This is a genomic window from Rossellomorea sp. NPDC077527 (genome assembly GCF_044542955.1).
Taxonomy (GTDB): Bacteria; Bacillota; Bacilli; order Bacillales; family Bacillaceae_B; genus Rossellomorea; species Rossellomorea aquimaris_E.
Genome location: NZ_JBITVL010000003.1, coordinates 263,404 through 283,775, shown reverse-complemented (window position 1 = coordinate 283,775; position 20,372 = coordinate 263,404). Strand labels below are relative to the sequence as shown.

General features: G+C 40.4%; 26 protein-coding genes. 18 read left to right on the top strand and 8 right to left on the bottom strand.

The window, feature by feature from the left end; translation table 11 throughout:
* Positions 1-489: 489 nt before the first annotated feature.
* Entirely contained in the window at positions 490-1,548 is a 1,059-nt protein-coding gene (gene ytvI, locus ACIGG7_RS11350; protein WP_224941243.1) for a sporulation integral membrane protein YtvI, read from the bottom strand.
* Between the two features lie 185 nt (positions 1,549-1,733).
* On the bottom strand, positions 1,734-2,093 hold the full coding sequence (locus ACIGG7_RS11345; RefSeq protein ID WP_079531576.1) for a YugN family protein: 360 nt from the start codon (positions 2,091-2,093) through the stop codon (positions 1,734-1,736).
* A 261-nt stretch (positions 2,094-2,354) separates the two neighbouring features.
* Between ACIGG7_RS11345 and ACIGG7_RS11340 the strand changes: the two genes are divergently transcribed.
* Entirely contained in the window at positions 2,355-2,789 is a 435-nt protein-coding gene (locus ACIGG7_RS11340) for a CBS domain-containing protein (RefSeq protein WP_397549819.1), read from the top strand.
* Positions 2,790-3,011: 222 nt separating this feature from the next.
* A complete protein-coding gene (locus tag ACIGG7_RS11335; RefSeq protein ID WP_224941241.1) occupies positions 3,012-4,055 on the top strand; it encodes a CAP domain-containing protein in 1,044 nt (347 codons plus the stop codon).
* A gap of 44 nt (positions 4,056-4,099) precedes the next feature.
* Here the strand turns inward: ACIGG7_RS11335 and ACIGG7_RS11330 are convergent, their stop codons facing one another.
* Positions 4,100-4,588, bottom strand: coding sequence for a PaaI family thioesterase (locus tag ACIGG7_RS11330; protein ID WP_397549818.1), 489 nt, complete (start codon positions 4,586-4,588; stop codon positions 4,100-4,102).
* 156 nt (positions 4,589-4,744) lie between these two features.
* On the opposite strand from ACIGG7_RS11330, the gene ACIGG7_RS11325 reads away from it, so the two are divergent.
* From ACIGG7_RS11325 to ACIGG7_RS11310, 4 genes are all read left to right on the top strand, one after another.
* Positions 4,745-5,167 carry a YlbD family protein gene (locus ACIGG7_RS11325; RefSeq protein WP_397549817.1) on the top strand — a complete coding sequence of 141 codons (423 nt, stop codon included), beginning with the start codon at positions 4,745-4,747 and terminating at the stop codon, positions 5,165-5,167.
* Between the two features lie 15 nt (positions 5,168-5,182).
* The gene (locus ACIGG7_RS11320; RefSeq protein WP_224941238.1) at positions 5,183-5,425 is read left to right on the top strand and encodes a YlbE-like family protein; all 243 of its coding nucleotides are present in this window, start codon (positions 5,183-5,185) and stop codon (positions 5,423-5,425) included.
* Between the two features lie 100 nt (positions 5,426-5,525).
* Positions 5,526-5,921 carry a hypothetical protein gene (locus ACIGG7_RS11315; RefSeq protein WP_397549816.1) on the top strand — a complete coding sequence of 132 codons (396 nt, stop codon included), beginning with the start codon at positions 5,526-5,528 and terminating at the stop codon, positions 5,919-5,921.
* Positions 5,922-6,068: 147 nt separating this feature from the next.
* Positions 6,069-6,515 carry a YlbF/YmcA family competence regulator gene (locus ACIGG7_RS11310; RefSeq protein WP_224941236.1) on the top strand — a complete coding sequence of 149 codons (447 nt, stop codon included), beginning with the start codon at positions 6,069-6,071 and terminating at the stop codon, positions 6,513-6,515.
* Between the two features lie 50 nt (positions 6,516-6,565).
* Here the strand turns inward: ACIGG7_RS11310 and ACIGG7_RS11305 are convergent, their stop codons facing one another.
* Positions 6,566-6,877 (bottom strand): hypothetical protein, encoded by a 312-nt coding sequence (locus ACIGG7_RS11305; RefSeq protein ID WP_224941235.1) that lies wholly within the window; start codon positions 6,875-6,877, stop codon positions 6,566-6,568.
* Positions 6,878-7,016: 139 nt separating this feature from the next.
* On the opposite strand from ACIGG7_RS11305, the gene ACIGG7_RS11300 reads away from it, so the two are divergent.
* Positions 7,017-7,292, top strand: a complete 276-nt coding sequence (locus tag ACIGG7_RS11300) for a YlbG family protein (protein WP_044337505.1) — start codon at positions 7,017-7,019, stop codon at positions 7,290-7,292.
* 86 nt (positions 7,293-7,378) lie between these two features.
* Here ACIGG7_RS11300 and ACIGG7_RS11295 read toward each other — a convergent pair whose 3' ends face one another.
* Positions 7,379-7,768: a DUF7147 family protein gene (locus ACIGG7_RS11295; RefSeq protein ID WP_224941234.1), complete on the bottom strand. Its 390-nt coding sequence runs from the start codon at positions 7,766-7,768 to the stop codon at positions 7,379-7,381.
* A gap of 172 nt (positions 7,769-7,940) precedes the next feature.
* On the opposite strand from ACIGG7_RS11295, the gene ACIGG7_RS11290 reads away from it, so the two are divergent.
* The 3 genes from ACIGG7_RS11290 (at position 7,941) to coaD (ending at position 10,695) form a co-directional block, all read left to right on the top strand.
* Positions 7,941-9,356 carry a hypothetical protein gene (locus ACIGG7_RS11290; RefSeq protein ID WP_397549815.1) on the top strand — a complete coding sequence of 472 codons (1,416 nt, stop codon included), beginning with the start codon at positions 7,941-7,943 and terminating at the stop codon, positions 9,354-9,356.
* Positions 9,357-9,619: 263 nt separating this feature from the next.
* A complete protein-coding gene (gene rsmD, locus ACIGG7_RS11285; RefSeq protein ID WP_224941232.1) occupies positions 9,620-10,174 on the top strand; it encodes a 16S rRNA (guanine(966)-N(2))-methyltransferase RsmD in 555 nt (184 codons plus the stop codon).
* A gap of 35 nt (positions 10,175-10,209) precedes the next feature.
* Entirely contained in the window at positions 10,210-10,695 is a 486-nt protein-coding gene (gene coaD / locus ACIGG7_RS11280; protein ID WP_224941231.1) for a pantetheine-phosphate adenylyltransferase, read from the top strand.
* An 89-nt stretch (positions 10,696-10,784) separates the two neighbouring features.
* Here the strand turns inward: coaD and ylbJ are convergent, their stop codons facing one another.
* Complete coding sequence (gene ylbJ, locus ACIGG7_RS11275) at positions 10,785-12,002, bottom strand: sporulation integral membrane protein YlbJ (RefSeq protein WP_397549814.1); 1,218 nt, start codon at positions 12,000-12,002, stop codon at positions 10,785-10,787.
* A 176-nt stretch (positions 12,003-12,178) separates the two neighbouring features.
* Between ylbJ and ACIGG7_RS11270 the strand changes: the two genes are divergently transcribed.
* Both ACIGG7_RS11270 and ACIGG7_RS11265 read left to right on the top strand, forming a co-directional pair.
* Positions 12,179-12,958 carry a patatin-like phospholipase family protein gene (locus tag ACIGG7_RS11270; RefSeq protein WP_224941229.1) on the top strand — a complete coding sequence of 260 codons (780 nt, stop codon included), beginning with the start codon at positions 12,179-12,181 and terminating at the stop codon, positions 12,956-12,958.
* Between the two features lie 6 nt (positions 12,959-12,964).
* A complete protein-coding gene (locus ACIGG7_RS11265) occupies positions 12,965-14,008 on the top strand; it encodes a SepM family pheromone-processing serine protease (RefSeq protein WP_397549813.1) in 1,044 nt (347 codons plus the stop codon).
* A 55-nt stretch (positions 14,009-14,063) separates the two neighbouring features.
* On the opposite strand, the gene ACIGG7_RS11260 is transcribed toward ACIGG7_RS11265, so the two are convergent.
* Positions 14,064-15,275: a nucleotidyltransferase gene (locus ACIGG7_RS11260; protein ID WP_224941227.1), complete on the bottom strand. Its 1,212-nt coding sequence runs from the start codon at positions 15,273-15,275 to the stop codon at positions 14,064-14,066.
* A 238-nt stretch (positions 15,276-15,513) separates the two neighbouring features.
* Here ACIGG7_RS11260 and ACIGG7_RS11255 point away from each other — a divergent pair, with 238 nt between their 5' ends.
* The 4 genes from ACIGG7_RS11255 (at position 15,514) to ACIGG7_RS11240 (ending at position 17,927) form a co-directional block, all read left to right on the top strand.
* Positions 15,514-16,056, top strand: a complete 543-nt coding sequence (locus ACIGG7_RS11255) for a YceD family protein (protein WP_318246411.1) — start codon at positions 15,514-15,516, stop codon at positions 16,054-16,056.
* A 64-nt stretch (positions 16,057-16,120) separates the two neighbouring features.
* Positions 16,121-16,294 (top strand): 50S ribosomal protein L32, encoded by a 174-nt coding sequence (gene rpmF / locus ACIGG7_RS11250; RefSeq protein WP_044337494.1) that lies wholly within the window; start codon positions 16,121-16,123, stop codon positions 16,292-16,294.
* 129 nt (positions 16,295-16,423) lie between these two features.
* The gene (locus ACIGG7_RS11245; protein WP_397549812.1) at positions 16,424-17,179 is read left to right on the top strand and encodes an enoyl-CoA hydratase/isomerase family protein; all 756 of its coding nucleotides are present in this window, start codon (positions 16,424-16,426) and stop codon (positions 17,177-17,179) included.
* 136 nt (positions 17,180-17,315) lie between these two features.
* Positions 17,316-17,927: an RsfA family transcriptional regulator gene (locus ACIGG7_RS11240; protein WP_397549811.1), complete on the top strand. Its 612-nt coding sequence runs from the start codon at positions 17,316-17,318 to the stop codon at positions 17,925-17,927.
* A gap of 48 nt (positions 17,928-17,975) precedes the next feature.
* Here the strand turns inward: ACIGG7_RS11240 and ACIGG7_RS11235 are convergent, their stop codons facing one another.
* Positions 17,976-18,452, bottom strand: a complete 477-nt coding sequence (locus tag ACIGG7_RS11235; protein ID WP_224941223.1) for an N-acetyltransferase — start codon at positions 18,450-18,452, stop codon at positions 17,976-17,978.
* A 232-nt stretch (positions 18,453-18,684) separates the two neighbouring features.
* Here ACIGG7_RS11235 and ACIGG7_RS11230 point away from each other — a divergent pair, with 232 nt between their 5' ends.
* Together ACIGG7_RS11230 and ACIGG7_RS11225 are read left to right on the top strand one after the other, a co-directional pair.
* Entirely contained in the window at positions 18,685-20,037 is a 1,353-nt protein-coding gene (locus tag ACIGG7_RS11230; RefSeq protein WP_397549810.1) for an acetyl-CoA carboxylase biotin carboxylase subunit, read from the top strand.
* Between the two features lie 60 nt (positions 20,038-20,097).
* Positions 20,098-20,313, top strand: a complete 216-nt coding sequence (locus ACIGG7_RS11225) for a biotin/lipoyl-binding carrier protein (protein ID WP_224941221.1) — start codon at positions 20,098-20,100, stop codon at positions 20,311-20,313.
* Positions 20,314-20,372 lie beyond the last annotated feature (59 nt).

The window sequence follows — 20,372 nt, the reverse complement described above, 5'->3', positions numbered from 1 at the left end:
TGGGACAAAAGGTTTTAGTCAAAGTAAAATCCGAACTATTTTCGAAATTTTTTTGTGAAATTCGAAATCGTTCGGATTTTTTATTGTTATAGCTAAAGCATACTTAGTATATATATCAGGTTCTAGTTGTTAATTGGAGTGCAAGGCGAAGACTGCTACGGGAGTTGCGGATTGAACGAAAAGCTTAGGCGGCTTGCACAGCACCGACAAGCATTAGTTGAATGGGCTTAAGAAGGTGTTTTTTGCCTTTTTGGACCATTTAGCTTATGACCAGAGGGGTTAGAGCCGCCGGAGCCAGACAGGTGAGTCCCCTAGAGGTGCGACAGCGACGAGGAAGCGAAGTCTTGCGCGGAATCGGGCAACAAGAGATCTAGAAAGGTCATTAGTACAGATAATTCGTCTTTAAATGGGATATATGTAGTCATGTCCCAGCGTATTTTATCTTTCAAGATATAAAAAGGACAAATCCCAGATTTGGGATTTGTCCTTTTATAATTTGAAATTGGTTTTAATGATACCGGCTTCTTTAGCAGAGTTGAACACGATGAGTAACAATGGACCGATGATGAATCCCAACACACCAAAGAGTTTGAGACCGAGATACATCGCAATCAGTGTGGCTAGTGGAGATAATCCGATGTGACTTCCCATCACTTTAGGCTCAACGGTCCTTCTAATGATCAACAGTATGGCAGCCAATACGGCTAATTGGGTGCCGAGAGCAATATTACCCGTCAACAGATGGAAGATTGCCCAAGGACCAAGTACTACGATGGATCCAATCAGTGGTATGAAATCAATCACCCAGATGATGATGGACATCACGATTGCAACGTCAGGAGCAATGAAGAGAAGTCCGATCAAGGAGACGATAAAGATGATGATGCTTACGAGAAATTGAGCTTTAAAGAATCCAAATATGACGTAGGTGAGCCTTGACGTCATAAAGGTAACTTTTTCAGCTGTTCTCTCTGTCAGGTGACCATAAATGGATTTTTTAATCCTGGGTAAATCCAGCATGAATAGAAAGAGTGCAATCAAGTAGACGAGAAAGCTTACCAGATAATTTGGAATATACGACAAGAACAGGCTGATTCTTTCAATGTTGAAAGAATTGAGAATCTTTGTTTTGCCACTGTTTAGAAAGCTCTGGACGTCCTCGCTGAAACTCTTTACCAATTCATCTGGAAGGTCTTCAGTTGCATTCAGCAATCGATCTTCATAATCCAGCCAGATATCGCTTAGTTGATTAACGTATTTGGGTGCATCTTCGATAAGTTTGATTCCTTCTCCCACGACTTTAGTGGTGACGAAGAACGAAGAAACGCTAATGAGGAGCAAAAACAATATGAAAACGGACAGAACTGCGAATCTCCGTTTAGTTGAAAAGCGTTTTTGTATGAAGCCGACAGCTGGCTCCAGAAAAAGAGCGGTGATGATTGCAGTAATCAGCGTTACGGAAACCGGTAGAATAAAGAAAGTGATTAATGCTATCAATAAGATGATCAAAGAGATCATTAATACTTTTTTAGTGAAGAACTTGGACAATTGTGTACCCCTTTCTAACAGGAACCTCTTACATATTATTATATTAGAGACAGAGAAGAATGAACAGTGGGAAGAAAGTGAAATTTTGAAGGTTTTGTAACCATTGATAATAAAGGGATTCTTTGAATTCACGGAATGAAGAGGATAAGAAAAGACTGTCTGTAAGCCAGACAGTCTTTAGTATGTTACCATGCAAAGTTCGTAGCATCCTTCTTAACATCCGCTAATAGCTTTTCACATGAAGTGACTAGGTGTTTAGGGAACTCTTCCCCTTCACCATATTCCACTCCGTGAGGGTAGTAATGTTTCCCAAGTAGAGGGGTCATCAATTGAATAACAGCGTCATGCTTCCCGATATCTCCTTCGACAGCAAGACCTTGGATTCGTAAGTAGAAAATACCTTCTCTAATTTCGAACTTGCGATCATAGGTCACACGCTCATAGTCCCATTGACCGGCACGGACCAGGCCGTGAGATTCCATAATTTCATCTAATCGGTTTAAATCCACTTTTAAGCTTTCAAACTCTGTTGCTTCAAAACGCATAATTTTTTCCTCCTATATTGGTCTGCATGAGGATATCAAAGTTATTTTCGCCCCATGCTGTCCGTATGTTAGAAGCATTTATATCGGTGTATGTACAGTGATACTAAATGCGGTATTTCTCCTTCTTAATAATAGTGGAAAAATCTTTATCTTGCAATGTCTTGAATCATTTGAATATGGCGATTTTTTAAAAGACGAATATCTTTCTCGATGAAGTTGAAAAATATAAGAGCAAATGTTCAACTTGGGAGGATGATTAACTTGACTAAAATCAAGGATATGATGACAAAGGATGTTGAGACCTGTTCATTACTCGACAATGTGTATGAGGTCGCTCTTAAAATGAAAGAACATAATATTGGATCCATCCCCATTGTTGATGGGGAAAAAATTGTAGGGGTGATGACAGACAGGGATATTGTCCTCCGCTGTATTGCAGAAAAACACCCTGCTTCCTCAAAAGTAGAAGATATTATGAGTAAACATTTGATTACGCTAAGTCCTGAGGCTTCAGCTGAGGAAGCCGCGCATATCATGGCCCAGAATCAGATCAGGAGACTGCCCATTGTGGAAGGAGATTGCTTAGTTGGAATGATTTCCTTGGGGGATCTGGCCATTAGGCAATCGTTAGGTAGACAGGCATATGTTGCTCTGGAGAATATCTCCGAATCCAACTTCAGAAATAAACCATTTTAATGTAAAGGGGTGATCATGTTCATAACACGATCACCCCTGTTTTAATGTACGGCAGTGAATAAACGGGTAGGTCAGTTTTAGAACGAAGAAAAATATGCTATTCTTGATTGGAGACTCCATTTATAGCAACAACTTTAGTGGTATACTGTACCTAGTAATGGTGGAAATATCTTATTGTGAAAATAGAGAGGAGGGAAAACTCTGAGAACGGTTTTACGTATTTTGATCATTCTTGTCATTATTTTAATTATTGGAATTTATCAAGGTCAAAAGCAGGAAAACGAACCATTAAGGGGACCAGAAACCCAAACTCTAAAAGAAAACAAAGATAACCAATTAAACCCTACAATTGAAACACCCGGAGAAAGACCTAATTCCGGTCTATCGATCTGGATTGGCAAAGACACAAAAAAGCTGAAAGAAGCTTTTGGTGAACCTAAAAGGGTCGAGCCGAGTTCCTACGGGTATGAATGGTGGGTATATCCGATTTCAAATAAACAATACATACAAATGGGCGTTGTCAATCATAAGGTAGTGACACTCTTTGCAATAGGAAATCAAGTGGATGTTGCCCCTTATAAACTCGGTCAGCGATTGGAGGACATTTATCGTTTTACTATTGTCGATTCTGAAATTGTGGTAAACGATGATTCAGGTTCCTACCAATTTGAATTGAACGAAGAAGACTTGAATACTCGTCTGCTCGTTCCACTCGGAAATATCTTTGCCCAGCTTTATTTGGATAAATTTACAGGAAGGTTGACGAGTATCCGCTTTCTGGATGGCCCGACACTGATTGAGATGCATCCTTATGAGATGATGTATCGGGGTGAACTGGCGGAGGATATGGAACCAACTGAAGACGAATGGGATAAGGTGAACACGGCCAGTGAACAACAGATTTTTGATATTACAAATGTGATCAGACATCAATTCGATCAAGATGTCCTCATGTGGGACGAGGATACAGCCAAGGTAGCCAGAGGGCATAGTCAGGAAATGTATGAAAAAGATTACTTCTCACATGATTCACCTACTCTCGGGGATCTTTCACAGCGACTCGATCAGGAGGATGTACCATTTAAGGCTGCAGGAGAAAACATCGCCTCTCAATATACTGATGCTCCGGAAGCGGTGCATGGCTGGCTCAATTCAGAGGGTCACAGGAAGATCATGTTAGAACAGAATTTCACGCATCTTGGCGTAGGGGTATACAAAAGATTTTATACCCAGAATTTTATCGAAAAGAAGGAAGAGGAAGAATAAAAAAGTGGAATCCCCTTCATTGTTTGGGGATTCCACTTTTTGCATTATTGCTTTTTTTTGAAAATAAAAAACGAACCGGTTGAGTTTGCCACGAGCTTTCCGTCGGAATTGACCACTTTTCCATCCACTACAATGGTTTTGCTTCCTTGATGAACGATTTCCGCATGAGCGGTAAGATGTTCACCTACCCCTGGCGCCAAGTAATGGACATTTAAGTTTGTTGTTACCGCCCCATATCCTTCTGGAAGCATCATATTTGCCAACGTCCCCATAGCTGTATCCACTAATGTGGCCGTCACACCTCCATGAACAATCTCCAATGAATTGTGGGTGACGGGTGTGATTGGAATGCTTACCTCAAGGTGTCCATCCTTCATTTCCCTATCCATAGCGAAAATTCCGCCGATAATTGACCCATTCTCCCTGTTGCTCTTTCGTTGTACGCCTTCAAGCAGCTGCTTAATGATTTGGAGGTCCTCATCGGTTGCTTCTGATAGACATTCTTTGAATAATTCTTTTACCTGTTCTTTCATTCTTATTCATCCTTTTTTAGTATTCACGGTCTCGATGTCAGTTAAGTAAACAAATACGTCAATATGCATATTACTACAAAAAGGAATGTATCACCATTCTTTTCGTTTCTTCATAAAGTGTAATAGGTAGATGCCTGTAATGGAGGTGTTCATGAAATGGGAAAATCATTACACCCAAAAGTGAAAGAATTTAAAGGATTTGTGAAAAAACATCCGAAAATCGTAAAAGACGTACGAAATGGAGATGCGAATTGGCAGGATCTCTTTGAAGATTGGTATTTGCTTGGCGAAGAAGACACTAGATGGGATAAGTATAAGAATGAATCCTCGAAAGGAAATGAGACACCATCAACTACTCAGGAGAGTAAAGGGGGATGGATGGATCAAGTGGGGGAAATGGTGAAGAAAATGGATGCAAATCAATTGCAGCAGCATATAAACAGCTTAAGTGAAGCACTTGGGGCGGTCCAGGGTGTGCTCAGTCAATTTCAATCCGGCAACAGCAGGGGGGCGGGAACTGCTACCAAAACGGAAACGCCATCCAAACCTTCCCATCCTTTTTCGTTCCGAAAAGATTAGGAGGAGGTCAAATACATGAGAGCAGACATCATAGAATACATTTATACAAAAGAAGATTTGAAATTGTTCCTCAGAGATCAACCCCAGTGGTACCGTACACTTTCCCGAAATCCCAATGAATTAGAAAAATTTGAGATAGCTTCAATCAATCATTTTCAGAAAACGATTCCCCACAGGGTACAGAAATTCTCGAATGGAGTTCAGATGGCTTCCATGATGATCAGTATGTTTCAATCAATGAATAGTGCCGATAATTAAGGTGCTATTTTTTTTGCCACCACTCTATGTAGACAACCGAGTTCTTTGAGTAAAATGGGTGTCGATTGGGCAAGGCTATAGGTAAGGAGTGGTGTAAACGATGAAGAAACGAATGTTGTTCTCGATTGGTTTATTGTTGATATTAAGCGGCTGTAAAGAAAAGATGCCAGAACCAGAAAGCTTTACATTCACAAAAAAAGTGGAAGCTGCCAATACGGAGCAGAAATCTGTTTCCATTAAACATATGGTTCAAGGTAATCAAGTGTATATTGAATGCATTGTACCTGGGATTACGTTTAATTCAGAAAAAAAAGGTGCGAAAAAAGGAAAAATTGTCGTTCGTTCCAATACAGGTAATTTGTATAAGGAATATCATACAGCAGCTTTCGTAGTAAAAGGATTACCGAAAGGTGTGCATCTTTTAAACGTCGAAATCGTAGGCAAGAATAACAAATCATTAGGATTGAAAAAGCAGTTTTATGTCACAATTCAATAAAGTAAGCGCAATCCAGTCACATAATAGTGTCGAGTATGTTTTTGATTTATAACCGTCCAAGGAGTTAATGGATCTGAAAGTTTCAGACAAGCATATTCGCTTCCTTCTGTGAAACATGTTAAAATAATGTTTACGGAGGTGGGCGTTATGCTTGCTACTATAGAAAGAATGGAGATTTTGGATTCAGCTGACGAGTTATCTCAGTGGATCTTAGAATCTGATGTGGCAGAAAATTATCGAAAGTCTTTATATAAACTTCGCAACAACTCTGAAACCCAGCGTAAGGTACAAACCTTTTCCCGGATGAAAGAGAGTTACGAAGAAGTTCAGCGTTTCGGCAGATATCACCCTGATTACAAAACCATCATGAAAGAAATCCGTGAAGTTAAAAGGGAAATGGATCTTGATGAGAATGTAGCAGAGTTCCGAAGAGCCGAAAACGAGTTACAAGATCTCCTTGATCAAGTGAGCCTTATGATTGGACATTCCGTTTCTAAAAATGTAAAGGTTCCTTCAGGAAACCCTTTCTTCTCAAGTGGGGGATCATGTGGTGGAGGCTGTGGTTCAGGCGGCAGCTGCGGATGTTCAGCGTAAATCATATGTAAAAAGAGCGTACCTAAATGGGTCCGCTCTTTTTTTAAGCATTATTTTAATCTGACACAATCAACACAAAGGTTCCCGCAGCAAAACATTTTTTCTTGGGGGACATAGAACCTATGTCGATAAACGTATAAAGTTTCCTCTTCCCTGAAGAAAATGGTATCAGAATGCAGTCTCTTTCCCCGCATCGCCTTTGCCGACCATTTCTTGATGCAGAACTCAATATCACTTTTCGCTTTCTTGGATCGAATATAGATGAAAGGAATGCCTGCGCTCCATTTAACATGCGCTTCTTCAATCCCTTCCTCCTTTTTTAAATGTTCGATGAAAAAGTCCCAAATCACATTCAAGTCCATGGAGGTCCTCCGTTCTCTACTACAGTATGTAGTATTCACTATACACCTTATTTCATGATAGTTCATACCATTACATATTGCTTACCCCCACGTGATTATGCTAGACTTAAAAAAAAGTGATTCCTAGAGGGGAAACTATATGTTAACAGAAAGACAAGGTTTAGTTGTTTGGTTACATAGTTTGAAACATGCCAAATCCCTTAGACGATTTGGGAATGTTCATTATGTATCGAAGAAAATGAAATATGTTGTACTGTACTGTAATCAGGATGAAATCGACTCTGTGATGGAGAGAATATCGACTTATTCTTATGTCAAGAAAGTAGATCCATCATTTAAACCATTCATCAAGTCTGTGTTTGAAAATTCCAGACCGGACAAAGCGAAGGAATATGATTACAAAATGGGATTTTAGTGATTGCTGCCAAAGAGTATGTTTTGGCAGCTTTTTTCATATATTAGAACCGTTTCCCTTCCTTTTAACATTCATGTATGTCACGTTTACTGTAAAGGCAGGATATAATGATTTAATCGCAAAATGGCGATCAGATGTTGATAATACAGGTCAGTCTCCGGAAATAGAGTGGAGGGCTTCACATCCATTTGAATAATCACCTTATCAAGTTTCGCAGCGGTTTCCTCAAATAAAGAGTATCGCTGGTTCGGTTTCATATTTGGGTTCGGAATTCCTTCTCTGCATATATAGATGGCTTGAAATTTTCCTTCCTCTGTAGGCTCCATCACAAGAGCGAGAGAGGTGACCGCTCGTTCTTTCACAACAGTATGGAACGCTAACATATGCTGTAGGCGTTCTTTATTTGCTCTCGCAAGTTCCACAAGTTCATAAATATCTGAATATCCTTCACCTAATTCAATAAATCGTTGAATCATTCTTTCATTCCCCTTTTCTTACCGTGTTAATCAATTCCTTATTATTTCAAACCTATCGACATAAGTAAAGATTCTTATCTAACGATTATGATAATGTTTCACAAAAATGTCCCCCTATTTCTTATCCACATCTGATATTCTTGAAGTAGCATAAAGAGGTAAGGGGTAGGGTATGAAACGTCTTTTCATTACATTCGCTTTATTGATGATCCTTATTAGTTCAGGCATCCTCGTTTTTCAATGGATGGGCTTTCGTACTGAGAGTGCAGTAGATACAGGAACTGTCGAGGTCAATCAATCTTATTCCATCGTTCATCAAGATGGAGAATTTAAAGTTAACCAAACGATTCACTTTCCAACTTCGGTTCCAGATTCTATGACCATTTATTGGCCGGATGGGGCAGAGAACTTTACTTGTAAGAATCAGGATGGGAAGAATTGTTTGACGAAAGAAAACGGTGAATTTCAAATTAGTACATTAAATGTTGAGCCTCAGGAAATCACCGTTACCTATACGATTCATCCGTCGACTGAAGCTGGGTTTATCCTATTAAGGGATTGGTTTCCTGTGTTTTCTGGTGTTTCAACTTCAAGTACAGTTATTCAGTTAACAGAAAAGAGTCTTAGAACCGGAAATTGGCTAGCAGGGTATCAATCTGCCAGCCATAAGAAGCTGGATTATATTGATTATTATTTCTTCAGTGGAGAGGGTCAACCATCGGATTTACTATGGACAAAGAACGCGTGGAAAGAGAAAAGATCGCCTGCAGTAAGGATGTTGACAGAGGAAGGGGTTCCCTCAGATTTTGGAGATTCCCTGGATTCCCTGGATTCCGATGAGGGTTTCGTCACCATCATCCAAACCAAAAAAATCAAACCGTTTCAATCGCCACACCTCATTGTGATGGGCGGTGCTTTCGGAGGAGATCAGATCAACAATATCAGGCGAAGTTTGCTATATCAAACAATGTCCTCCAGGGACGATGATGCTTGGTTGAAGGAAGTGGTTGTCGGCCTCCTTTTAAACGATGCTCCACCTACTGGCAAATCGGCGTGGGCATATAAACAGTTGAAAGATGGACTAAGCCCTTCAGAGTGGGATGAGCTTAGACAAATTGTTAAGAATCCTACTGTTGATCATATCATGTTGGATGATGCAGTAAGCAAAGTGACAGGCTTTACGTCCTCATTCTTTGCAGACAGTGTGAAGGGGAAGGGGAATGAGAATCAAACTCTCATCCTTCATGGGAATAAGCCTATTATAATCAATCAGGAATCAAAGGAATTATCATATCTTTTATTCCAACGAAAAAAGTACATTCAGTTTGCCGAAACAGTTAAAGATTTGGGTTTCGAGATGAGAGAGATAGAGCCGGGTGTATTCTTAACAACTGTAAATGGGAATTCATTAAGGTTTTATGTCAATGAAGACTACTTTATTTATAACGAGGAAAATTACGGTGTATTAGTTAAGCCGGTTCAAACGATAGGGGATTCGGATTATATAGATATCCAGTGGTTGGAGAAGTTGTTTAAAGTAGATGTCGTAGAAAATGATCAGGACATCAAATTGGTAAAAGAAAAGTAAAAAAGCCCTGCAGAACTTTCTGCAGGGTCCTTCTATATCCATCTCTGGAAAGAAGGCAAAGGGAGAGGAGAAACCGGAGGAAGAACTTATGGGGAATCGTAAGTCTTCTCCGCGGTTGGCAACAACATCAGTTAGGATGCTGTTACTTTCATTATCACCTATCAAAATGATTTTATACATTTTTGTATCAATTTTAGAATGTGGCGATATGTGTCGAGATATGATAGGATAGGGAAGAAAAAATACATATATGGTGGATGATTATGAGAGTCATATCAGGTACGTTAAAGGGCAGGCCGTTAAAGGCGGTTCCTGGAAGTGGAACACGGCCCACAACAGATAAGGTGAAAGAGTCAATATTTAATATGTTAGGTCCCTATTTTGAAGGTGGGACCGGATTGGATTTGTTCGCAGGAAGCGGCGGACTTGGTATTGAGGCTTTAAGTCGAGGGCTTGATTCCGTCATTTTTGTGGATAGGGATGTCAAGGCATTTCAAACCATAAAGACCAATCTTCATGATTGTGAACTGTCGGATCAAAGTGAAGTATACCGAAATGAAGCCACAAGAGCGTTAAAGGCGATATTAAAAAGAGAAATAGTCTTTGACTATATCTTCCTGGATCCTCCATATAAACAACAAAAACTTCAGCAACTCCTGGAATTCATCGACGAACACAACCTTCTAAATGAAAGCGGTTACGTCATGTGTGAGCATGGATCTGAGATATCCTTGCAAGCAAGCATCGGAAGCCTGAGGAAGATAAGGGAAGAGACATATGGAATCATCAGGATTTCGATTTTTTCCAGGGGAGAATGATTGAGGAATATGAAAAAGAGCCGGGAGGTATGAATATGCCAAGTATAGCAGTTTGTCCAGGGAGCTTCGATCCTGTTACATACGGACATTTAGACATTATCAGGCGTGGTGCCAAAGTTTTCGATCAAATACACGTAGTAGTGCTAAATAATTCTTCAAAGAAACCACTATTTTCAGTAGAGGAAAGAATTGAGTTGATCCGTGAAGTCACTCGCGACATACCTAATGTAGTAGTCGATTCTTTTCAGGGTTTATTAGTTGATTACGCGAAAAATGTTCATGCTAAAGCGATTATCAGAGGATTAAGGGCGGTTTCGGACTTTGAGTACGAAATGCAAATTACATCTATGAACAGAGTCCTTGATGATGAAATCGAAACGTTCTTTATCATGACAAATAATCAGTATTCTTTCTTAAGTTCCAGTATCGTGAAGGAAGTGGCTAAATATGGCGGCGATATCTCAGAGCTGGTACCAAAGCGAGTGGAAGAATCATTAAAGAAGAAATATCAGGATAACTAATTTAAACAGGGTTGATCCGGTTATAGGCCTCAAATTATCACGCATTGTGAAAATAAGAATGGTCTATAGGGATCAACCCTTTCGTTCTTTTATACACTCCTTTTCTGAGCGTATAGGATCATATATACAACCAGACTTAAAATCGTGATAATGGGACCTGCTGATTTGAACCAATAAAGCATGTCGGTCCAAAATGCGTCGTTATGCCTGGCAAAAACCGGTATGGCATTGGATAGCTGCTCATTGGAAAACCGCTCATAAATAGGCTTCCAAATGAGGATGGTGGTGACAGAGGCTGCAAGTCCGTGAACAAAGCGCGCATAGAAAAACGGTTTAAACCGAATATCTGTCTCAGCCAGAATACTTGCCACTTGAGCCTGGACACTGAACCCGCTGAAACCTAAGATAAAGCTTGTGATGATCGCTTGATGAAGGAGGGTGGCTTCAGTGACACCGCTTGTCAGCTTTGATCCCAACGTAATTTCAAACATACCGGAGATTAACGGTATACTTAACTGTTCAGGTAAACGAAATAGAAGGAATAACGTCGATAAACCCTCGGCCAAAAAGGTCGTGATGTGAAGGTGATACAGCATTTTATTTATGACAGAAAATAAGATGATGAATCCACCAATCATCAATAATGTTTGGATGGATGAAGTAACGGCATCCCCCAGCAGTTTCCCAATTGGACGCTTATCCTCAAGTCTAGTCTTGTGAAGAGCGGAAAAGGCTTCTTTGACGATGAACCCTTTTTTATTGGAAGTTTCCTTCCTTACATCATTTCTATCTGATCCTCCATAGAACCTCATGATGATCCCGACACATACGTTTCCAATATAATGTGCAGCTGCCAATACGATCCCGAGGGTAGCATTTTGGAAAAAACCCACAGAGACAGCACCGAATATAAATAAAGGGTTGGATGAGTTTGTGAACGAAACGAGCCTTTCGGCTTCAACTTTTGTAATTTGTTCTTCTTGACGTAATCGTGCTGTCAATTTAGCCCCTGCTGGAAATCCAGATGCCATTCCCATCGCCCACACGAATCCTCCAACTCCCGGGACCCTGAATAATGGTCTCATCAAAGGTTCCAGCATTACCCCTATGAATTTGACCACACCAAAACCGATTAGCATCTCAGAGACGATAAAAAAGGGCAATAAAGAGGGAAAGACGATTTCCCACCACATGTCGAGTCCCCTGATGGATGCTTCGAGGGACTCCCCTGGCATCAGGATGAGAGATGCAGCAAATATCGTAACACTAATGGATAAAGCCAAGGTTTTTAATTTAGATTTGTACAACCGGACTTCCTCCCCTTATAAAATAGGTTCCTACTATTTCAATCCCTTGTGAAACGGGAAAACAATGATAAAATGAGATTAATTCAACTTGTCCTCATATTATTCAATATACTCATACATAATTGAAATAGACCATATGATGACTATACCGAGAACTCGGGAAAAGGGGGAAGGGCATGGATAGACCAAAGATCGGATTAGCCCTCGGCTCGGGTGGCGCAAGAGGATTTGCTCATTTAGGGGTATTAAAGGCATTTGATGATGCGAACATCCCGATTGATATGATTGCAGGCAGCAGCATGGGGGCACTTGTTGGCTGCTTCTATGGGGTGGGTCATAAGATGGAGGATCTATATAAGCTTTCCACTACCTTCAGGAGGAAATATTATTTAGATTTTACCGTTCCGAAAATGGGCTTCATTTCTGGTAAAAGAATAAAAGAATTCATTCAGCTTTTCACTCATAATAAACATATCGAAGATTTAAATATCCCTGTAAGTGTAGTGGCAACAGACATTACTAACGGGGAGAAAGTTGTGTTTACCACGGGTCCCATTGCGAGTGCTGTAAGGGCAAGCATCGCCATACCGGGAATTTTTGTTCCTGAAAAGATAAATGGCCGTTTGTTGGTGGACGGAGGAGTGATCGATCGAGTCCCGGTCTCAGTTGTAAAAGAAATGGGAGCTGATATCGTTATAGGAGTCGATGTATCACACGTAAAACGAAATGCAGAAATCACCACCATTTATGACGTCATCATGCAAAGCATTGACATCTTACAATTAGAAATTGTCGCTCACCGGGAATTTGCTTCCGATTTCATGATCAGGCCACACGTCGAAATGTACAGCACTAGAGCCTTTAAAAATATTGAGGAAATCATCGATATGGGAGAAGAAGAAGCGAAGAAGGTTATTCCTTCAATTCAGGAAGCTCTAAACAATTGGAAGGAGTAAAGAATAATGAAAACGAAAACGTTAATAAGAACGCTGGTCATCATGACCATCATTATGGTTGCCAGTTCCTTTTATTATCTCCCTTATTATGTTACGAAGCCTGGGAGTGCCCATGAACTTGATCCAATCGTCCACGTGGAGAATGGATATAAAGATGACGGGGAATTGATGCTGACAACAGTAAGAATGGGAAGAGCGAATATTTATGCCTATTTAATGGCCAGCATAAGAAAATACGAATATATCTTTCCCGTCGATGAAATCAGAAGTCCTCACGAAAGCGATGAGGAATACAATCTACGTCAACTGCAGCTCATGAATAACTCTCAAAGTTATGCAATTGAAGTAGCGTTTAAAAAAGCCGGTAAACCATATGAATACAACTATAAAGGGATATATGTATTGAATATATACCCATCCATGCCTGCTGAAGATGTCCTTAAGCCCGGGGATCGGATCACCGCCATCGACGGTCAAACGTTTCAGTCTTCACAGGAATTCATCGACTATGTAAGTGGAAAATCAAAAGGGGAAAAAGTGGATATCACGTTCGTTCGAAATAAGAAGGAGAAGATTGAAACGATCCCTTTGGAAGCATTTCCGGATATGCCCGATAAAATCGGTCTTGGTATAACATTGAGCGATGATAAAGAAATCATTACAGATCCACCTGTAACGCTTGAGACCGAGGAGATAGGAGGGCCCTCTGCCGGTTTGATGTTCAGCTTGGAAATCTATGACCAACTAACGGAGGAAGACCTTCCCAAAGGACACAGGATAGCTGGAACCGGAACCATTTCAGAAGATGGGGAAGTGGGGCGTATCGGTGGCATTGAACAAAAAATAATCGCTGCTGACAAAGCCGGAGCTGAATATTTCCTAGCCCCGGATGAAACCATTACAAAGGAAATGAAGGAAAAATACCCTGACCTCGAATCAAACTATATTGCTGCCAAAAGGACCGCAGAAGATATCGGAACTGATATGAAGGTGATACCAGTGAAAACGTTTGATGAAGCACTGGCCTTCCTTCAATCAATAGAAAAATAAACAAAGAGACTGCCTTAAATGAAGGGCAGTCTCTTTGTTTAGGAGCTATGATTGGCTAGATTATGATAGGTGGCTGGGACCATTCCTTGGTCAGCAGTTTTTTCCGCGAAGCAGGATCATGCAAACCTAATGAATAAATTTCAGCAGCCTTGACATCTAATTTTATTGATCGTGGGTCCGCACTTGAAAGCTTACTGATCAGTGGAAGGGACAAGTTCTTTTTCTGCATTCGGATAAATTCCCTGCCTCTCTCATTCATACCCAACAGGCGTATATACCCGGGGGCAACGTGTCTCTCTCGCATATCTTCTTTATGCGTATCGGTTAAAATATGAAGGAGCATTCGTTGGAGACGTGTCCACGTATATCGCTTTGTCTTAAGCTTAATCATGAATTCTTCGAAGCAAAGAGAGTGTCTTGCATACTCTACCATCCGATTTTCAATACCTTCTTCAATTTCATATATGTCTCTCAATTCATCTTTTGAAGAGGAGAGAAGTTTGAATTGAAGCATAGTCCAATAGTTCTCCCATCTATGAAATTCACCAAATTCGTGTACATATTTATCCAGTTCTTTTACAGAACTTTCTGGAAGATAAGAACTGATCTCATGTTGATCATCGGTGTTAAATATACTTTTGCGAATACTGGTCGCACTGGCAATCGAAGGTGAAGCAAAGTGTTCATCATGGTACCCTGCGGATTCACGCGTAATGGTATACGCCTTGAGAGATGATGACAGGAGATCTCTTGCCTCCATATAGTGAAATCCCAGAATATTGTTTGGTTTACTTAGATCGATGACAGATTCTTGATTTCCTAACTTTTTGAATGCATCGGCAAGTGCCGATGGATAGCTCATTCCTTCTTGGATGAATTCCCTTATGTATTGATCGTATTGCTCTTGATTGGACTTGATAAAGCGAAGTGTATTGGAGAAGGCTTCAATATCTCCGTCCTCGCTTCCAAAGCAGAAGCTTTCACATCCAATTTGATCTAAAAGCGCAATGGCTCCCCTTGAAAAGATTTCCGCATGTTGTGTGGCAAAGCTATAAGGGAGCTCGATCACCACGTCCACCCCGGCATCTAAAGCCATTTTTGTTCGGGACCATTTGGAAACAAGTGCAGGCTCTCCCCGTTGGAGGAAATGTCCACTCATCACCGCCACCACAATATCTGCACCCGTTGCAGTGCGAGTCGCTCTTAAATGATGTAAATGTCCATTATGGAAGGGATTATATTCTACTACCACACCTGTGGCTCTCATGTTATTCCCACATCCTTTCTAATGCTTAATTCGTGCTTATTATGTTCATTATATAAGGAAATGATATAAATTCTCCCCTTTTTTGAAAGAATCATAACGAATGTTATAAAATATTTGAAAGGCCTCCTCATTAAACGTTATAATGACAACACTATGGTTAAAAAGAGTGTAAAGAAAAAATATTGACAAACGGTATTATGAAAGCTATAATTACCTTTGTTGCCTTGAGGTGATGACATTGAAATGGTCAATAATACAATTACAAAAATTTAGAGACAAGGGACTTTCCATAGACGAAACAATTAATTTGGATGAACTGAAAGAAGTCGATCCCCAAATTATAGAAGTCTCACCTATTCGAGTGTCTGGAAAGGCTGATATCGGTTCAAACCGTGTCACTTTTCATCTTCATATAGAAGGGAAGTTAGTGTTACCTTGCTCAAGAACCCTTGTGGATGTTGATTTACCAGTTGACATTCATACGATTGAGACGTATCTTCTTAATGAGGCTGATTATGATCAGTATGAGGAAGAGGAAGTACATCGTATACAAGGTGATGTTATTGATTTAAAACCGGCTATCAGAGAATTGCTGTTACTTGAGATTCCAATGCAAGTAATCAGCGATGAAGCGAGAGAACAAGATGAGATGCCTTCCGGTAAGAACTGGGAAGTGATGACGGAAGAACAAGCTCATGGAGTCGAAGAAGAGGAAGAGAAGAAAGTGGATCCTCGACTCGCTGACTTAGCGAAACTTCTTGATCAAAACAAGAACTCTTAAAAGCGAAGTACCAGTCCGACTGGCTTCATAATGAGTATGAATCTCTTTTAAGGAGGTGGGAAGAATGGCAGTACCTTTTAGAAGAACTTCTAAAACAGCAAAAAGACAACGTCGTACACACTTCAAACTACGTGTACCTGGTATGGTAGCATGCCCAAACTGTGGTGAAATGAAACTAGCACACCGTGTTTGTAAAGAGTGCGGAACGTATAAAGGAAAAGAAGTTGTAAACAAATAATCGTTTACAGCGCATAAAAGCGTGAAGAGACCATGGCTCTTCACGCTTTTTTTGTTTTTAAGAAGAAATGCCTGTTCAACCAAGGGGGAAAACCATACACTATAAGTAAGAAAAATAGGGGGGATCAAATTGGGAGAATATTTAATACATATGAATGCTGATGGAATATTGAAGTTTATCATCAATCGACCTGAAAAGCGAAATGCAGTGAGCTATGAAGTGATGGATGGACTTGAGAAGGCATTGGAAGAGAGTGTTCATAACGATCATGTAAAGGCTCTTGTGATAACTGGAAGTGGTGATCGTGCTTTTTGTTCCGGTGGTGATTTATCACAATTTCACAATCTCAAAACAGAAACAGAGAGTTATGGCATGCTTAGTAAAATGGGTGGACTTCTTACGAGGCTTGCCTTTTTGCCGAAACCTACAATCGCTTTCATTAATGGGACTGCGGTTGGCGGTGGATGCGAAATCGCTACTGCGTGTGACTTCAGAATTGCGAAAACAAACGCGAAACTGGGATTTGTACAAGGAAATCTTGCCATCACTACCGGATGGGGAGGAGGGACCTTGCTCCTTGAAAGACTCCCGGCATCAAAGGCGCTTTCTCTTTTAATGACAGCACGATTGGAACACGCAGAAGCACTATTTGATTTTGGATTTATAGATGAAGTAGTGGATCACAATGTCCCATTGGAGGAAAGTCCGCTGTTTAACATGATCTCATCGAAATCTATAGGGGTCTTGGAAGCATATAAATGTCAACTTCTTGCTAAATGGGATAAGGAAAGAATAGAAAGAAATATTTTAAGTGAAATTCAAAGGTGCTCAAAGCTATGGGCACGTGATGAACATCATGAAGCTGTAGAAGAATTCCTGAACTAAATAGAGTATTTCCGAGTGGAGCAGGTGAGATATTGGCCTGTTCTTTTTCTTTATATGTAAAAAAGAGTGATGCTGATTCTATCTTCTCTAGTAAGAGCATATGTATGGAGAAACTGATCAAACAGGAGGGATGGAAATGTCTTCAAATAGACAGGATGCTTGGAGCCAGGATGAAGATGTATTATTAGCTGAAGTGGTATTGCGTCACATACGCGAAGGAGGAACTCAGCTGCAGGCGTTTGATGAAGTAGGAAAAAAACTATCCAGAACATCGGCGGCATGCGGCTTTCGTTGGAATTCGTTTGTCCGTAAACAGTATAAGTCGGGAATCGAACTTGCCAAAAAACAAAGAAAACAAACTAAAAAGCACTCACCATCAGCGAAGGTGTTTGAAGGAAAACAGGAAATTCCAAAGGTAGAGAGTACATCGGAAGCTCCTGAAGCATTTTCTATGGGAAGTATGATACAGTATCTCCAAAAAGCGGAAGAAGCCGTTCGAAACGAAGAGGCAGTAAGGAATGAAAACAGTCAGCTGTCTGAACAAATCTCACAACTCCAGGATAAGCTCAAAAAAGCGGAAGAGGAGTTGAGAGAATATGAAGAAAAATTCAATCTCCTGGAAGAAGATCACAAATCATTATTAGCTATCTTTGAAAAAGCTAGAAAAATGGCATTACTTCAAGGGAACGAGGACAAAGTGAAATTCCAGATGGATAAAAACGGAAATTTGCAAAGGTTGAATAAATAAAGTGAAAAAAGGCTGACTCAACAATATTTGAGCAAGCCTTTTTTTGTGTTAACTGATTTTTTGTTCTTTTACACCTTCAGGGAACCAGACATAAGGGTTTTCTCCTAAATCTCTTTCCACTTCGTATGTGACAGCTTCAAAGCCCATTTTTTCCCAAAATCCTTGGGATTTGATGCGGGAGTTTGTCTTGATCGGCAAACCGAAGTTTTTGGCAAACTCCACTAGAGCTTTCCCGTAGTTCTTGTTTTGATATTTTGGTAATACTTCAAGCTTCCATAGCTCCAGATAATTCTGGGGAGGATCGAAGTATTGATCGAATCGGGCATTCCGTTGATATAAGCTCATTCTAGCAACCAGGGTATCACCGAAATAAATACCGTAAAATGGTGATTCACTGTCGTTTTCGATAATATTTGCCTGCAAGTCTTCAAGCATGGATAATTCTTGGACACCATATTCTTTAAATTTCTTAAACTCTTCCAGAGTTTTATAATTCACTTTTAACTTTTCTACTTTAACTGCCATCGTATGACCTCCTATAATGCTGAAAAATAATTCTGGGAAAACATGATGAGTGCTTTGTCTTTTTCGGTTGACTCTTTTCTTAGAGTCTATATTTATTATTATTATATAACAAAAATACAAAAAATTCTGCACTTAAATAAGAAAACGTTTACAATAGAGAAGAAGGATTTCGACGATTTTTGTAGAATTCGTACTAAGAACAGATATGTTCTGTTATGAAAGGGGAGAGATTGTGCAGAAGATACTAATTGCAAACAGGGGAGAAATCGCTTCTAGAATCATCAAAACATGTAAACAATTAAACATTCAAACAGTCGCGGTATATTCCGATGCAGATCAGGATATGCCCTTTGTGAAAGAAGCGGATGTCGCATACCGCATAGGTGAATCACAAGTAAATCGTTCATACTTGGTAGTGGAGAATATACTCGATGTAGCTAAGAAGGAAAAGGTGGACGGAATCCATCCTGGATATGGATTACTATCTGAAAATGCTGCCTTTGCGAAGGCGGTGACAGAAGCGGGTATTACGTTTATCGGTCCCGCCCATGACATCATTGACAAGATGGGGGATAAGGTAGAGGCGAGAAAGGTAATGCAGGAAGCGTCAGTTCCTGTAGTGCCTGGAAGCGAAGGTGGGGTAGGTACCATTGATGCAGCCAAGGAAGTTGCCCTGGCGATCGGTTACCCCGTCATGTTGAAAGCAAGTGGGGGCGGCGGTGGAATTGGTATGATCCGCTGTGAAAATGAGCAAGCGCTCGTTCAAAGCTTCGACTCTACTAAAAATCGTGCAAAAGCCTATTTTGGGAAAGAAGAAGTCTTTCTAGAGAAATGTATTGAGAATGCGAGACACATAGAAGTGCAAATCTTCGGGGATCAACACGGCAACCTGGTTCATCTGTTCGAACGTAATTGTTCTGTTCAACGGAGAAATCAGAAAGTGATTGAAGAATCACCTTCTCCTAACCTTTCTCATGAAACAAAAGAGCGAATGTTTGCAGCTGCTGTGCAGGCTGGAAAGGCAGTGGGATACACGAACGCAGGAACGGTGGAATTTATCGTAGACGAAGAGGAGAATTTTTATTTTCTTGAAATGAATACACGTCTGCAGGTAGAGCATCCGGTCACTGAAACGATCACAGGTCTTGACCTTGTGAAATGGCAGCTGCTTGTTGCGGACGGGAAGCCCCTTCCTTTATGCAAGCAGGAGGAGATCCTTCATCACGGTCACGCGATTGAATTCAGGATTTATGCAGAAGATCCAAAGACTTTTTACCCTTCTCCAGGCCAATTAAATGTGTTGAAATGGGGCGAAGGAGAGGGTGTCCGTATCGATAGCGGATACGAAGAAGGAAACAAGGTTACCCCGTTCTATGATCCAATGATCTCAAAATGTATCATCAAGGGTAGGGACCGCAATGATGCATTGCATAAAGCGAAGGTATTCTTTGATGGTGTCAGCATTGAAGGTGTCAAGACCAATGTGACGCTATTCAAGGATATCATTGAGGACAACGGCTTTATTGAAGGTACTTACACGACGAAATGGCTTCAGGACTTTTTGACAGCCAAACGCACTCATTGATAAGGGAGTGCTCCCTTTACAAAATACAGTTTTTATATAATAAAGATGGAGGAATCACACATGAAGGAAATTACATCAACAATGGCTGGAACAGTATTAAATGTATTAGTGGAACAAGGTGGGGAAGTGTCTACAGGGGATACTGTACTCATGCTTGAATCAATGAAAATGGAAATTCCTGTTGAAGCTGAAGCTGGCGGGAAAGTGGCGGAAATTAAAGTAAATATAGGTGATTTCGTGAACGAAGGGGATGTATTGCTCGTTATCGAAGGATAAACTCTTTCATTTAATGACAAGTCTGAGGTATATGACCTCCGACTTGTCTAGATGGATAC

What these genes read in the sequence shown, in the direction of transcription:
- ACIGG7_RS11240 (WP_397549811.1), top strand. Translation starts at nt 17,316, where the DNA reads ATGTCTTCAAATAGACAGGATGCTTGGAGCCAGGATGAAGATGTATTA.
- ACIGG7_RS11235 (WP_224941223.1), bottom strand. Translation starts at nt 18,452, where the DNA reads ATGGCAGTTAAAGTAGAAAAGTTAAAAGTGAATTATAAAACTCTGGAA.
- ACIGG7_RS11225 (WP_224941221.1), top strand. Translation starts at nt 20,098, where the DNA reads ATGAAGGAAATTACATCAACAATGGCTGGAACAGTATTAAATGTATTA.
- coaD (WP_224941231.1), top strand. Translation starts at nt 10,210, where the DNA reads ATGCCAAGTATAGCAGTTTGTCCAGGGAGCTTCGATCCTGTTACATAC.
- ACIGG7_RS11295 (WP_224941234.1), bottom strand. Translation starts at nt 7,768, where the DNA reads ATGATTCAACGATTTATTGAATTAGGTGAAGGATATTCAGATATTTAT.
- ACIGG7_RS11315 (WP_397549816.1), top strand. Translation starts at nt 5,526, where the DNA reads ATGAAGAAACGAATGTTGTTCTCGATTGGTTTATTGTTGATATTAAGC.
- ACIGG7_RS11260 (WP_224941227.1), bottom strand. Translation starts at nt 15,275, where the DNA reads ATGAGAGCCACAGGTGTGGTAGTAGAATATAATCCCTTCCATAATGGA.
- rpmF (WP_044337494.1), top strand. Translation starts at nt 16,121, where the DNA reads ATGGCAGTACCTTTTAGAAGAACTTCTAAAACAGCAAAAAGACAACGT.
- ACIGG7_RS11330 (WP_397549818.1), bottom strand. Translation starts at nt 4,588, where the DNA reads ATGAAAGAACAGGTAAAAGAATTATTCAAAGAATGTCTATCAGAAGCA.
- ACIGG7_RS11310 (WP_224941236.1), top strand. Translation starts at nt 6,069, where the DNA reads ATGCTTGCTACTATAGAAAGAATGGAGATTTTGGATTCAGCTGACGAG.
- ACIGG7_RS11265 (WP_397549813.1), top strand. Translation starts at nt 12,965, where the DNA reads ATGAAAACGAAAACGTTAATAAGAACGCTGGTCATCATGACCATCATT.
- ACIGG7_RS11305 (WP_224941235.1), bottom strand. Translation starts at nt 6,877, where the DNA reads ATGGACTTGAATGTGATTTGGGACTTTTTCATCGAACATTTAAAAAAG.
- ACIGG7_RS11270 (WP_224941229.1), top strand. Translation starts at nt 12,179, where the DNA reads ATGGATAGACCAAAGATCGGATTAGCCCTCGGCTCGGGTGGCGCAAGA.
- ACIGG7_RS11325 (WP_397549817.1), top strand. Translation starts at nt 4,745, where the DNA reads ATGGGAAAATCATTACACCCAAAAGTGAAAGAATTTAAAGGATTTGTG.
- rsmD (WP_224941232.1), top strand. Translation starts at nt 9,620, where the DNA reads ATGAGAGTCATATCAGGTACGTTAAAGGGCAGGCCGTTAAAGGCGGTT.
- ACIGG7_RS11320 (WP_224941238.1), top strand. Translation starts at nt 5,183, where the DNA reads ATGAGAGCAGACATCATAGAATACATTTATACAAAAGAAGATTTGAAA.
- ACIGG7_RS11300 (WP_044337505.1), top strand. Translation starts at nt 7,017, where the DNA reads ATGTTAACAGAAAGACAAGGTTTAGTTGTTTGGTTACATAGTTTGAAA.
- ACIGG7_RS11345 (WP_079531576.1), bottom strand. Translation starts at nt 2,093, where the DNA reads ATGCGTTTTGAAGCAACAGAGTTTGAAAGCTTAAAAGTGGATTTAAAC.
- ACIGG7_RS11290 (WP_397549815.1), top strand. Translation starts at nt 7,941, where the DNA reads ATGAAACGTCTTTTCATTACATTCGCTTTATTGATGATCCTTATTAGT.